This is a genomic window from Rhizocola hellebori (assembly GCF_016862955.1).
Classification (GTDB): domain Bacteria; phylum Actinomycetota; class Actinomycetes; order Mycobacteriales; family Micromonosporaceae; genus Rhizocola; species Rhizocola hellebori.
Genome location: NZ_BONY01000062.1, coordinates 16,242 through 29,092, shown reverse-complemented (window position 1 = coordinate 29,092; position 12,851 = coordinate 16,242). Strand labels below are relative to the sequence as shown.

The following is a 12,851-nucleotide window of genomic DNA, read 5'->3' as shown; positions in this document are numbered from 1 at the left end:
GTCTTCCATCGGGTGATGATGCCGAGCCTGATCACAGGGCACCTATCCCGTTGATCAGGCGGTGCAGGACGTGCTCGGGAACCCAGTTCTCGGCGGTCTGCCCCGCCTGGCTCGCCGGCTGGCGCTTCACTTCGCGGCGCGGCAACGCCGGCAGCTCTTCGGCGCTGTCGGCGGTTTCGGCGGCGAGACGAACCCGGGCGGGCATCGCCGGCGGTTCCTCGGCGGGAGCGGGCCGCGCCATGACCGGTGGCGGCTCGGCGGCGCGGGCGCGCACCGCGGCGAGCGACTCGGCCGCGGCGGAGCCGCCGGGCCGGCCCGGTTCGACCAGTCCCGCGCGCACCAGCCGGCGGACCTCGAGCATGACGGTGTAGGTATCCCGGCCGAGCAGACGCGCAAGGTCGACCGGGCTGCGCCGGCGATCGGCGTTGGCCACCACCTCCCACTGCAGCGCGGTGAGCGCGACGATCTGTGAGCGCAGCCGCCGATGCGGCAGCACCGCCGCGGTGTCGCTGGACGGGTCGTGCCACGCTTCGGCCAGGAACCGCTTGCGCCGATCCACCTCCTGGCAGACGGTGCGCAACTCGAAGCTGCACAGCTGGCCGACCGGCTGGCGGGCGCCCGGCTCGAATTGCACCGGGGTCGCCAGATCGAAAAGGAAGAAGGCCGCGTCGTAGAGGGCAAGCACCCCCGCCGCTTCGATCTCCGCCTGGGTTATCAGTCCACTTTGGACTAATTCGGCGCCTATCCGATGGTGGTTGCGGCCCACGTTGGCAGCGGCCCGCCAGGCCTCCCCGGGCAATCGACCGGAGGCGGTGAGCAGCCGCTCCACGCCACACGCGGCGGGACATTCGGCGTAGGCGATCCTTCCATCCGACAGGTAGACTGTGCCGCCCGGATTTTCCAGCAGGCGCAACGCGCCGGTGACACCGGCCGCGCACCATGGCTCCAGCGCGTCACGCAACAACGGGGCAGGCGGAGTCATCTGGACGCGGTCAGTTCACCGAGAACTGCGCGGCTATGGAATTCACCCGCCGCTGGGTGACCGCAAGATTGCCGATCCCGCGATCGAGCCAGACGTAGAGCATCATCCGCGTCTGGGTGCCACCGGCCAGCGGATGCAGCAGATGGAACCCATTGCCTGCGGTGATGACGATCTGCTCCACATGCGCCGGGTTGCCGACCGTGGCCAGCGCGGCCGCCTTCATCGTGGTGTGCATCATGGTCGTGACACCGGCGCTGTAGGACTCCTGGTGGCTGGCCGGGCCGCGCCCGGCCGCCCCAAGCGTCGACCCGCTGGCATAGTCGATGATGCTGGCGCCCAGTACGCCGTGCAGTGCCATCAGATGATCGAGGCATTTGCCTATACCCAGCATCATTTCTCCTTGAAGCTCCCGCGCAGCCTCCACCCGGTGACTGGCACGGTACGGATCGCCGCCGCCCTCAAATCGCACACCGTGTCCGTCATGGCGGCCTCAGTTCTGCGGCGCTTACGATGAGCCGTGGAGATTCTCAACATCTCGATCGCGGCGCTTGCGGTCATCCTGTCGCTGGTCACCGTCCTCATCGGACGACGTCAGCGACAGCTCGATGCCCTGATGAAAGTGCAGGACCTCCTGCTCGGCACCGACGTCCAGGAGGGCCGGCGCCTGCTCTATCAGGCCACCCGCGAGGGTGAGCTCCCCGCCGATCAGGCTCGCTTCGACCTGGCCAATCGGGCGCTGGCCAACTTCAACACGGTGGCCATCCTGGTGCGCCGCCGGGTGGTGCCGCGAAACTGGCTGCTCGAAGACTGGCACCACACGCTGCGGCAGATGCGCGTCGGTTACGACTCGGTGGTCGCCTACTGGCGGCGCAACGCCGGCTCGCCGAACTACTGGTTCGATCTGGGCTGGCTGATCTCGGCCGCGGAGGCCTATCAGAGCAAGCTGGCGTGCTGCACCGGGCAGGCCGACGACCCGGGGCCGGAGGCGATCGTCCTGCTCGGCGGGCCGCCTGCCGCGTCCCGGGTGCCGGTAACCGCGAGCGGTGCCGAATGACGCCCGACGAAGCCATGCGCTGGAAGGTTTTCGGCGAGCGGCCGGTCTACTCCGACGAGTGGATGCGGCTGGTGCAGGTCGACGTTCAGGTGGGCACGCAACGGTTCTGGCACGATGTGGTGCGCCTGCCCGCCGTCGCGGTGGGAGTGATCCTCGACCAGCAGGAGCGGGTGCTGTTGTTGCGCCGGCACCGGTTCGCGGTGGATCAGATCGGCTGGGAGCTTCCCGGTGGCCTGCGCGAGCTGGGTGAGACCGGGGCGCAGACGGTGGCCCGCGAGGCCGTGGAGGAGACCGGCTGGCGGCCGATCGGGGAGTTCGAGCTGCTTTCCCGGTACCAGCCGATGCCAGGAATGATCGATTGTCTGCACGAGATCTATCTGGTGCGCGGGGCCGAACTGGTCGGCACACCAAGCGATCCGCACGAGGTGGGTGAGGTCGCCTGGGTCGAGCTGAGCGAGGTGCCCCGGCTCATCGCGGAGGGCGCCTTCCTCGGCTCCGGCCCACTGGTGGGGCTGCTGGCGGTGCTCGCTCGCCGCTAAGCTCGCCGGATGCGTTCCGATGAGATCACCGCGGCAGCCGCGGGCACCTGGACCCTGGGCGACCTCACCGTTAACCGCATGGGCTTCGGCTCGATGCGGCTGACCGCCAACCCCAATCGTGAGCTGGCGATCACCGTGCTGCGGCGCGCGGTGGAGCTGGGCGTGAACCACATCGACACCGCGGCGTTCTACTTCTCCCCCGGCGGAATCCTGGACGTGGGTTCCGGGCAGACGCGCTATGCGACGGAGCTGATCCGTGACGCGCTTACCCCCTACCCGTCCGACCTGGTCATCACCACCAAGGTGGGCCCGGGTTTCGCCGATGACGGCACCTTTTCCATGGCCTCCACCGAGGCGCAGCTGCGTGCCCAGGTGCAGGAGAACCTGCGGCGGCTGCGCCGCGATCACCTCGACGTGGTGAACCTGCGGATAGTCAAACGCCCGGTGCCCGACTCGATCGCCGAGCGCTTCGGGGCGCTGGTGAAGATGCGCGACGAGGGGCTCATCAGGCATCTTGGCCTGTCCAACGTCCGTGTGGATCACCTCGATGAGGCCCAGCAGATCGCGCCGGTGGTCTGCGTTCAAAACGGTTACGCCATCGACACCAATCGCGGCGACGATGGTTTGCTCAAGATCTGCGGTGAACGCGGGGTGGCCTTCGTCCCGTTCTTCGCCATCGCCGGCCCGCAACGCGAGGCGGGCCCGGCCGAGTCGCACAGCGACCCGGTGCAGGAGATCGCGCGCGCCCGCGGCGTTACCCCACAACAGGTTCGCCTCGCCTGGACGCTGCACCAGGGCCGGCACGTGCTGGCCATCCCCGGCACCGGCAACCCGGCCCATCTCGCGGAGAACATCGCGGCCGGCGCGCTGAGCCTGTCCCCCACCGAGCTGGCGCAGCTGGCCTGACCAATCACGATCTCGGGCCGGGCGAGTGCGCTCGCCCGGCCCGAAAACTGGTGCAGAACTTAGCTTTGCGTGATGGTGACGTTGTCGACGCCGGCCTCGATGAGGCTACCCGTCGCCGCGTCCGCCGCCTCGAACCGGATCCTGATGGTCTGGCCGGCGAAGCTGCTGATGTTGACACTGCCCGCCGTCCAGGCACCGGCCCGGTTGGCCGCGGAACCAGCCTGTGTGAACACGACCGTCGGGGTGGTCCCGACGACAACGCTCACCCTGAAGAAGTCAGCGCTGCTGGCGTTGTTCAGGTGGGCCAGGTACCACGAGTAGTTCAGTGTCAGCGTTCCGGTGGCAGGCAAGGCGATCGTCGGCGACTGGATGGACGTGGTGCCACCGTCGACGTCGAAGTCACCGGCCGCGGCGCCAGCCGCTGCCCCTGTCACGAGATCATTGGTGCCGCTGACCGTGGTGCCCAGCTGCAGGCCCACGCCACCGCTGGTGGTGGCGGCCGGGTCGCCGCGCTCCCACGCGCCGGTGGTCGCCGTGTCGCCGCCGGCGGTCGCCCAGCCGGTCGCCGTCTCGAACGTGTCCGAGTAGATCGTCGTGCCGCCGCCGCCACCGCCGCAGGTGGGCTCGCCCGCCTGGACCGGTACCGAAATGGCGTTCCACGCGGCCTTGGTCTGGGTGCACTGCGCCGAGTTGGCGCCGAACAGGTTGACCGCGGCGTTCAGCGAAGCGAGCCGCACGTTGGCGTAGCGCCACGTGGAGGTCTTGGCCAGCATCGCGTTGTAGTAGATCCGTCCGGCATCCTGGATGCCGACACCGGTTACCGTGCTGCTGTTGCAGGTCGGGCTGACCGGGCCACCGGCCGGGTTGCTGCCGCGGGCCAGCAGATAGAACCAGTGGTTGATCGGGCCGGCCGCCGCGTGTACCTCGGTGTTGGGGATCGCGGTGGACCAGCAGTTGGGGTCGCCCTCGGCCGACGGGTTGAACATGTTGCGGATCTCGCCGCTGCCGACCAGGTTGACCTCTTCGCCGACGAGGAAGTCCGGCGGGTCGTTCACGTTGTTGGCGTAGGCCTCGGTCAGCGCGCCGAAGATGTCACCAGTTCCCTCGTTGAGGCCGCCGTTCTCGTTGCCCGAGCCCGCGCCACCTGGCGTGGTCTGGAAGATGGCGTGACCGAACTCGTGTGCCACCACGTCGATCGAGGTGGCTTGCTGAGTGTTGGCCGAGTTGTGGCCGAAGCTGGTGTTGCTGCCGTTCCAGAACGCGTTGGCGTCGTTGAGGCCGACGCGGATGGGGAAGCCGCTGCCGCTGCCGTTGATGCCGTTGCGGCCGAGCCACGCGCCGAGCATGTCCCATTCCCGCTGCACGGCGTAAAGCGCGTCTACACAAGCGGTTTCGAGGTTGGTGCCGGAGCCGTTGCCCCAGCTGTCATCTGTCCCGGTGAACGTGGTGCCGTTCTGGCCGCCACACCGGATGCCGGGACGGGTGCCGTCCTGCATCGACCAGGAGGTGCCCGAGCCGGAGGTGTTGATGTTCACGGTGCCGACGTAGAAACTGACGCCGGTGCCGTCGCGAACGAGGTCAACACTGTCGGCGATCTTGCCGGTCATCGCGTCGACGTAGACGCTGGGCACGCTCTCCGCGCCGTTGGCCTTGGTGCCGGTCAGCTTGACCTCCCAGGCCAGACGCGGGGTTCCCCACGCCAGCACGACAAGGGTGGGGGTGCTGGCCGTTTGCACGGTGGCCAGCTGCGTCCGCGCCGTGGCGGCGGCTTGCGCCGCGCTGATGCTGGGCGTGGTACCCACGGAGATGACCTGGTCCTGAGCGGCCGTCGTGTTGAGCACCTTGCCCGACGCGTCGGTCGTGATGACGGCGTCGCCACCGACCACCTGCAGACCGCGGTACGTGCGTTGGTACGACACGTAGTTGAGCCCGTGCGTCCCGGTGGTGACCGCTTCGCGGATCATCACGTCGTCCGGGCTCTTGAACAGCGCGGCCGTGTTGCTGGCGGCGAAGGCATCCGCGGCCGCCGTGACGCTTATGTCACCGGCGGGCGCGGGGACGGCCACGGCCTGGGGGGTTGCCAGGACGGCGCCGATCACTGCCGCTGTTAATACGGCCAGTGACGCAATAGGGGTTCTGCGATTCACGAACCCACTTCCTTCCAAGGAGGGGAGGCATCGTTATATCGATGCTCGTCACACTTTTGCAGGTCGGAGCCCCCTCGTCAATCCACGGATGCCGATGGATTAACTAACCACGATGATGAGCTTATTGTTCGAGCCCTGTAAATATCTTGTCCATTGTGGACCCGGGCTTGATATATTGCCGATCGTCGTTTTCCGGCGGTGCGCGCCAAGGCTCGACTTTGCCCCTAAACCCTAAATAGAAAGGGAAACGACGATGAAAATCTCACGTCTCTGGCTGGTTCTGGCCGCCACGATCGGCATGCTCGCCCTCCCCGCGACCGCTCACGCGGACGTCACCATCAGCCAGGCATTCGCCGCCGACTCCGGCGACTCATGCCGTTACGGGCTCACCAAGGGCACGCTCACCTGGCGTCTCGTCTCACCCCCGACGCACGCCGTCGCGGTTTCGGTCGCCGGCCGCCTGGCCGATCGCCCGCTGCCCGCCGATCCCGGCGCCATCTGCCCCGACGATCGCCGCTTCAGCATCGCGAACTTCGCCGTCTACGCCGGAACGGTTGTCGTGGACAGGCAGGCCCGCCGGGTGGACAACGGCGTGGTGAGCTTCCAGTTCATCCTCGGCAGCTCATCGACGGTCGCCCGCATCGATCGGCTCGTGGTCCAGGTGTGCCGCCAGGCCGCCAATGGCAGCACCGTTCCCCCGGCCTACTGTGGCCGCGCCGTGGAATACCGCCCGATCGTCACCACGCCGTGACCGCAGCCGCGTCGATGGCATCGAGCAGCGCGCTGGTGGTCGGGCTGAGGATCTGAGTGGCCGCGGCGCGGGCCGCCTGCGGATCACCCGCCTCGACCGCATCAATCAGCGCGTCATAGTCACCGGCCTGGCTCGCCTCGTGCTGCATGACGACCGCCATCGCGGCCAGCAGCGGCTCGTAGGCGAGGCGCAAGCTGTTGAACATCAAGCGAAACACGATCGAGTCGGACCCGTCGACGAGCGCTTCCCAGAACTCCAGCGCCACCCGCTGCCTGGTCACCGGGTCCGCGTCGCCGGCCAGCTTCGCCAATGTCTGCCGAAGCTGGCCGGCCACCTCTCGCCCAGCCTGCTTCGCCGCGAGCGCCGCCACCTCCGGGCCGATGATCTGGCGAGCCTCCACAATGGAGCGTGCCACCGCCAGGTCCACCCCGCCGTCGGCGAGCAGCAACTGCGCCAACAGGTTCAGCCCACCATGCCGCTTGAAGTCCAGCACGGTGGTCGACCCACCCTGACGCACCTCGACAAAACCCGCGTGCGCCAGCCGCTGCAAGGCCTCCCGCACCACCTGGCGCGACACCCCCAGCACCTCGGCCAGCTGCCTCTCGCTGAGCAGGCTCTGCCCCGCCTCCACCTCGCCGCGCAGGATGTTCCCCGCCAGCTGGTCAAAGACCTGATCGGACGCGGACCGGCGCGCCACCGCCCTCAACTCCACGCCGCAACTCTGCAATCAAACCAGGCGGTGGTCAAGTGGTCCTACCAGCTAGGCGCGAAGGCCCGCGATGATGGTGCGCAGGTGGGTCAGGCCGTCGCGGGCCAGGGCGTCCTGGGTGGGGGCGAGCGGCCGCCAGATCGCGGCGGCCACCGCTATGGCCTCGTTGTCGCCGGTGAACGACTCCAGGCACAGCGGCCCGGCGTACCCGGCGCGGGAAAGGGCCGAAAGCCAGCTGGCCCAATCGATGTGGTCGGCGCCCGGGGAACCCCGGTGGCTGCCACTGACTTGGACGTGGACCAGGCGCGGCCCGGCCTGGGCGATGGCCGCACAGGGATCGGCCTCCTCGATGTTCATGTGGTAGCTGTCCAGCATGATGCCGATGGTCGCCGGCAGCGAATCGATCGCCTCCAGGGTCTGCGCGACAGTGTTGAGAACGCTTGTCTCGTAACGGTTCAGCGCCTCCAATCCGAGCCGGACCCCGCGTTCGCCCGCGTAGTCGGCCAGCGGTTGCAGGTTGGCGCGCAGCTGGCCGTAGACGTCAGCACGCTCGGCCGGCGACATGCGCCAGGTCCGGCCCACCGAGGCGTAGAGCGGCCCGCACACCGAGGGTGCGCCGACCTCGACGGCCAGGTCGACACAGGCGCGCACATAGTCCTGCGTCCGCTTGACCGTCTCGTCGTCGGTGGCCACCAGCTCGCGGCCCGGAGAGGTCACCGCGATCACCGCGGCCGCGCTGAGCCCATGGGCCGCAAGCAGATCGCCCACCGCGCCCGGCGACCAATCACCCAGGTTCTCCACCGGAAGCTCGACGGCGTCGAAGCCCCACTTGGCGAACTTCGGCAGCAACGAGGCCAGGGCCTGGTCGGTGATCGGCGAGGTCCAGATCCAGGGGTTGACCCCGATGGCGAACATGGTCCGTGTTCCCTTCCCCAGCGGCAAGGGTGTGCCGTACTCGGGTACGGCACACCCTGTAAAGCTTCCTAGGTTGCTAGCTCTTGCCGCCCCAGTTGGCCGGGTAGCCGGGCAGCATGGTGCAGCCGCACATGGCGTAGTGCAGCGGCGGCATGTTGGGCTGGACGTACTGGCTCAGGTTGGCGTCGGTGATGGTCGGCTGCGGAAGCTTCCACGGGCTGGCGACCTGCTGGCCGCCGAGGATCCGCAGCGCGGCGATCACCGGGGTGCGCCACTGGAAGGTCGGGTAGGTGGGCGCGATCGCGGTGAGTTTCTTGTCCTGCCACATCTTCAGGAAGTCCTGCTGGTCCTCGCCATTGATGGGCGGGATGGGCTTGCCGGCGTCCTCGAAGGCCTCGGCCGCGGCCACCGCGGTCGCCCCGGCGTCCATCCAGATCGCGTCGATGTTACCGAAGCGCTGAATGTAGTTGGTGACAATGGACTTCGTCTTGGCCGGGTCGCCGTCGGTGAACTCCACCCCGGCCACGTCCACCCCCGACTTGTCGAAGATGACCTTCGCCGCGGCCCAGCGGGTCTCCAGCACGTCGACGCCGGGCAGGATGCGAAGCGCGAGCACCTTGCCGCCGGACTTCATCTTCTGGGTGAGGAACTCCGCGCCGTCGGCGCCGAAGGCGTACCCGCCGATGGGGTTGATGAAAGTGACCGCGCACTGGGTGTTGACGCCGCGGTCGAAGACGATGACCGGCACCTTGGCGCAGGCCTGCTCGACGGCCGGGGTGAGCGTCGCGGTGGTGTTCGGCGACACGATCAGGGCATCGCAGCCCTTGCCCAGCAGATCGGTGATGTCAGAGATCTGCTTGTCGTCCTTGCTTTCCGCATCGGCGACCGTGAACGTCTTGATCTCGGGGTGCAGCGCCACCTCGGCCTGCATGTTCTTGAAACCGACCTGACGCCAAGGGTTTCCGACGCCCGCGTTGGAGAAGCAGAGGTGATACGGCCCGGCCTTCTTGTACTTGGCGGTGTCCACCAGCTTCGGGTCCAGCGCCTGTTCCCACGGTTTGTCGCTGGGCCCGGTCGGGGTGACCTTGCGCAGCGCGATCTCGCGGTCGTAATCGGCTTGGACAAAGAACTTCGACTGCTCGCCGGTGCCGGCGCCCTTGCTCGCGCTCGGGTTGGTCTGCGGGATGTCGCTGGAACATCCGGCGGCCGTGAGCAACGTGACCGCGGCTATCGTCGCCGCGAACGCTGTGGATATCTTCACGTCGATGCCTTCCTCATTGAATGCGTGATGTCGTTCAGCTCCGGCGGCGGATGTTGCCCACGGCCACGGCGGCGATGATGATCAGCCCTTGCACCGCGGATTTGAGAGCGCCGGAAACTCCCAGCAGATTGAGCAGGGTGAACAGGATTTCCAAGGTGAGCGCGCCGAGCATGGCGCCGGTCACCGAGCCTGCGCCGCCACCGAGCACGACCCCGCCGAGCATCACCGCGGTGATCGCGGTGAACTCCAGGCCCGCCCCGACCTGAAACGAAACCCCACCGAAGCCGCCCAGCAGGACCGCGGCGATGGCGGCGAACAGTCCACTGAGGACGAACGCCACCGTGCGCGCCCGTGCCACCCGCGCCCCGGACAGCGCTGCGGCGCGAGGGTTGTCGCCGATGGCCAGCAGCACCTTGCCGAAATCGGCCCGCATCAGGGTGATGGCGAAAACGGCGACCCCGGCCAGCACGAGCACGGCGTAGGGCAGCTGCTGAAGGTAGGGCACGCCTTCGATCCCGCGCCGGCCGAGCATGCGGAACTCCTCGCTGAGCGCGCCGCGCGGCGAACCGCCGGTCCAGGTGTAGACCGCGCCCACCAGGATCAGGTACATGCCGAGGGTGGTGATGAACGAAGGCACCCGAAGCATCGTCGTGATCAGGCCGTTGACCAGCCCGACCATCAGCCCGAAGCCGGCCATCACGGCGATCACCGGCCAGGTCAGGGCCGGGTCGCCGTCGATGAGCCGGGCCGCGATGACGACCTCGGCGGTCACCAGCGACCCGACCGACAGGTCGAAGTCACCCGCCACGATGACGAAATACTGTCCCGCGGCCAGAATCACCAGCGGCGCCGCCCGTTTCAGGAAGGCCAGCAGCGAAGGCGGGTCGTAAAATTCCGGCTGCCTGACGGCGATCGCCGCCAGGAACACCGCGAGAATCACCAGGATCGGCCCGATTCCGGTGAGCCCACGGCGTGCCTCGCTGCGCACCGGCACCGCATTGCCGGTCTCTGTCGCGCTCATGGCCTGCCCGCCTTTCGCCGCCGAAGGGCGTAGATGGCCACCGCGGCGATGATGACCACACCGCGGACCACCTGCTTGAAGAACGGGTCCACGGCGAGCTGGTTGAAGATGGTGTCGATCGCGGCCAGCAGCGCGACTCCGCCCACGGTTCCGGCCACGCCGCCGCGGCCACCGGCGAGCACCGTGCCACCGAGCACCACCGCGGCGATCGACTCCAGGTCGTAGCCACCCTCGCTGCCCACCCGGGGCGCGCCCGCCCCCAGCCGGCTGGCCAGATAGAGACCCGTGATCCCGGCACAGATAGAGCAGATTATGTGGGTACCAATGAGCACCCGATCGGTTCGCACCCCGGAAAGCCTTGCCACGTCCAGATCCCCGCCGACCGCGATGGTGTGGTGCCCGAAACGGGTGCGCTGCAGCACCACCCAGGCGGCCACCGCCACGGCGGCCATCAGCAGGAAAGACAGCGGCACCGGTCCGATCCGGTCATAGCCGAGCCGCTGCACCGAGGTCGGCACCGACCCGGCCGGCCCGGCGTAACCCTGTTCCAGGTATCCCTTGATGAGCAGGCCCACGCCGAGCGTGGCGATGAACGCGTTGATCCGCAGCTTGGTGATCAGCAGCCCGTTGGCCAGGCCGATGCCGGCCGACACCGCGAGCACGGCGGCGATCGCGACCGGCACGTTGCCTTCGGACCCGGCCATGGTTTCGGCGGCGATCAGCGAGGTGAGGCTGATGACGTAGGCCACCGACAGATCCAGCGACCCGGCGAGAATGGCGAAGGTCTGTCCAATCGCGACGATTCCCAGCCCGGCCGCACGCTGCAGCATGCTCACGATGCTCGACTGATGGAAAAGCGACCCACCATCGGCGTAGACGAGCACCCCGCCCACGGTGAGCGTGATGACCAGCGCGACCCATACCCCTCGCGTGGAGTCGATGGCCGCAAGCCGTTGCCGCAGAAGGGTCATGGCGCCGCTCGCGTTCCGGTGGCCAGGCCGACGACGTCCTCCTCGGAGGCGCCTGCGGGCAGCTCTCCGGCGATCGCGCCATCGCGCATCACGACTATCCGATCACTCATGCCCAGCAGCTCCGGCAGCTCGGAGGAAATCATCAGCACGGCCGCGCCGTCGCTGGCGAGGCGGCGGATCAGATCGTGCACCGCGGCCTTCGCGCCCACGTCGATGCCGCGGGTGGGTTCGTCGAAGAGCAGCACCCGCGGCGTCATCGCCAGCCAGCGGGCCAGGATCACCTTCTGCTGGTTGCCACCTGACAGGTAGCGGATCTCCTGATCCTCACCGGCCGCGTGCACCTCGATTCCGGCGAGCAGCTGACGCGCGTTGGCCGCTCTGGCCCGTTGCCCCAGCCACTGCGGCCGCACCGCGCGGGTGGCGAGCAAAGCGTTGTCCAGCAACGACTGTCGCGGCGTAAGGCCTTCGGCCTTGCGGTCTTCGGTGACGTAGGCTATCCCGGCGCGCACCGCCGAACGCGGCGAGCGCAGCCGGATCGGGCGCCCGTCGAGCAGCACCTGCCCGCTGGTGAAAGGCTGCGCCCCGAACAGGGCACGGGCCAGCGCGGAGCGCCCGGAGCCTTGCAGGCCACCGATTCCGGTCACCTCGCCGGAACACAGCCGCAGCTCGATCCCGCGCAGCTTGGCGTTGCCGCCCCCGCTGACCGACAGCCGCTCGGTGCCTGCCTGAGTGGCCCGCGGCGGGTAGTAGTGCGCCAGCTCGCGGCCGACCATGTGCCGCACCAAGGCTTCCGGTGTGGCCTGCGCCGTGTCCAGGGTGGTGACCAGCCGCCCGTCCTTGAGCACGGTGATCCTGTTCGACAGGTCGAACACCTCGGCGAGCCGGTGTGACACGTAGACGATGCCTATGCCGCGCTGCTGAAGCTTGCGTACCAAGGCATAAAGCACCTGCACCTCGTGGTCGGCGAGGGAGGCGGTGGGCTCATCCATGATCAGCACTCGCGCGTCCAGCGCCAGCGCTTTCACGATCTCGACGATCTGCTGCTGAGCCACGCCAAGTCTGCCGACCGTGGCGTCGGGCGAAAGACCATCGGCGCCGATCGAGGCCAGCAGTTCCGCGGTGCGTGCGTGCATCGCACCGCGGTCGACGAAGCCGCGACGCGACGGCTCGTGTCCTAGAAAGACGTTCTGGGCCACGGTGCGCTCGGGCAGCAGGTTGAACTCCTGATGGATGATCCCTACCCCGGCCGCCTGCGCCTCGCGCGGGCCACGGAACGAAACCGCTTGCCCGGCAAGCCGAATGGCACCGGCATCGGGCTGATAGGCACCGGAGGCGATCTTCATCAGGGTGGACTTGCCGGCGCCGTTCTCGCCGACGACGGCGTGCACCTCACCGGCTTGCAGGCTCAGGCCGACCTCGTGGAGCACCCTGACCCCGAAGAAGGATTTGCTCACTTCGCTCAGTTCCAGCAGCACGCCGCCCCCTCGAACTTTTGCAGCCGTCGCGGTTACTTTTGCTCAAATCGTCGAAACTCCGTGGGCTGGACGGTAGGCCATTGGTCACGGAATTGACAAGGCCGCAACGATCGGGAAATA

At 68.2% G+C, this 12,851-nt stretch carries 13 protein-coding genes; 4 read left to right on the top strand and 9 right to left on the bottom strand.

The features are described from left to right. Positions 1–31 precede the first annotated feature (31 nt). On the bottom strand, positions 32–982 hold the full coding sequence (locus Rhe02_RS35770) for a hypothetical protein (protein ID WP_203912883.1): 951 nt from the start codon (positions 980–982) through the stop codon (positions 32–34). A 10-nt stretch (positions 983–992) separates the two neighbouring features. Then, the gene (locus Rhe02_RS35765; protein WP_203912882.1) at positions 993–1,376 is read right to left on the bottom strand and encodes a hypothetical protein; all 384 of its coding nucleotides are present in this window, start codon (positions 1,374–1,376) and stop codon (positions 993–995) included. A gap of 123 nt (positions 1,377–1,499) precedes the next feature. Here Rhe02_RS35765 and Rhe02_RS35760 point away from each other — a divergent pair, with 123 nt between their 5' ends. Genes Rhe02_RS35760 through Rhe02_RS35750 form a run of 3 tightly spaced genes read left to right on the top strand, consistent with a single transcriptional unit; the run spans position 1,500 to position 3,481 of the window. Next, positions 1,500–2,036, top strand: coding sequence for a hypothetical protein (locus tag Rhe02_RS35760; protein ID WP_203912881.1), 537 nt, complete (start codon positions 1,500–1,502; stop codon positions 2,034–2,036). Then, positions 2,033–2,575 carry an NUDIX hydrolase gene (locus tag Rhe02_RS35755; RefSeq protein WP_239124270.1) on the top strand — a complete coding sequence of 181 codons (543 nt, stop codon included), beginning with the start codon at positions 2,033–2,035 and terminating at the stop codon, positions 2,573–2,575. The genes Rhe02_RS35760 and Rhe02_RS35755 overlap by 4 nt, the downstream gene beginning before the upstream one ends. Before the next feature lie 9 nt (positions 2,576–2,584). Then, positions 2,585–3,481: an aldo/keto reductase gene (locus Rhe02_RS35750; protein WP_203912880.1), complete on the top strand. Its 897-nt coding sequence runs from the start codon at positions 2,585–2,587 to the stop codon at positions 3,479–3,481. Between the two features lie 59 nt (positions 3,482–3,540). Here the strand turns inward: Rhe02_RS35750 and Rhe02_RS50180 are convergent, their stop codons facing one another. Next, a complete protein-coding gene (locus Rhe02_RS50180; protein WP_239124269.1) occupies positions 3,541–5,628 on the bottom strand; it encodes a M4 family metallopeptidase in 2,088 nt (695 codons plus the stop codon). Positions 5,629–5,881: 253 nt separating this feature from the next. On the opposite strand from Rhe02_RS50180, the gene Rhe02_RS35740 reads away from it, so the two are divergent. Continuing rightward, positions 5,882–6,379 carry a hypothetical protein gene (locus Rhe02_RS35740; RefSeq protein WP_203912879.1) on the top strand — a complete coding sequence of 166 codons (498 nt, stop codon included), beginning with the start codon at positions 5,882–5,884 and terminating at the stop codon, positions 6,377–6,379. On the opposite strand, the gene Rhe02_RS35735 is transcribed toward Rhe02_RS35740, so the two are convergent. The 6 genes from Rhe02_RS35735 to Rhe02_RS35710 form a co-directional block, all read right to left on the bottom strand. Continuing rightward, entirely contained in the window at positions 6,366–7,091 is a 726-nt protein-coding gene (locus Rhe02_RS35735; protein WP_203912878.1) for a FadR/GntR family transcriptional regulator, read from the bottom strand. The genes Rhe02_RS35740 and Rhe02_RS35735 overlap by 14 nt on opposite strands. A 48-nt stretch (positions 7,092–7,139) precedes the next feature. Continuing rightward, positions 7,140–8,003 carry a sugar phosphate isomerase/epimerase family protein gene (locus Rhe02_RS35730; RefSeq protein ID WP_203912877.1) on the bottom strand — a complete coding sequence of 288 codons (864 nt, stop codon included), beginning with the start codon at positions 8,001–8,003 and terminating at the stop codon, positions 7,140–7,142. Between the two features lie 76 nt (positions 8,004–8,079). Further along, on the bottom strand, positions 8,080–9,264 hold the full coding sequence (locus Rhe02_RS35725; RefSeq protein WP_203912876.1) for a substrate-binding domain-containing protein: 1,185 nt from the start codon (positions 9,262–9,264) through the stop codon (positions 8,080–8,082). Between the two features lie 34 nt (positions 9,265–9,298). Next, complete coding sequence (locus Rhe02_RS35720) at positions 9,299–10,285, bottom strand: ABC transporter permease (protein WP_203912875.1); 987 nt, start codon at positions 10,283–10,285, stop codon at positions 9,299–9,301. Continuing rightward, a complete protein-coding gene (locus Rhe02_RS35715) occupies positions 10,282–11,256 on the bottom strand; it encodes an ABC transporter permease (RefSeq protein WP_203912874.1) in 975 nt (324 codons plus the stop codon). Before Rhe02_RS35715 ends, Rhe02_RS35720 begins: the two co-directional genes overlap by 4 nt. Beyond that, positions 11,253–12,731 (bottom strand): sugar ABC transporter ATP-binding protein, encoded by a 1,479-nt coding sequence (locus tag Rhe02_RS35710; RefSeq protein WP_239124268.1) that lies wholly within the window; start codon positions 12,729–12,731, stop codon positions 11,253–11,255. The genes Rhe02_RS35715 and Rhe02_RS35710 overlap by 4 nt, the downstream gene beginning before the upstream one ends. Positions 12,732–12,851 lie beyond the last annotated feature (120 nt).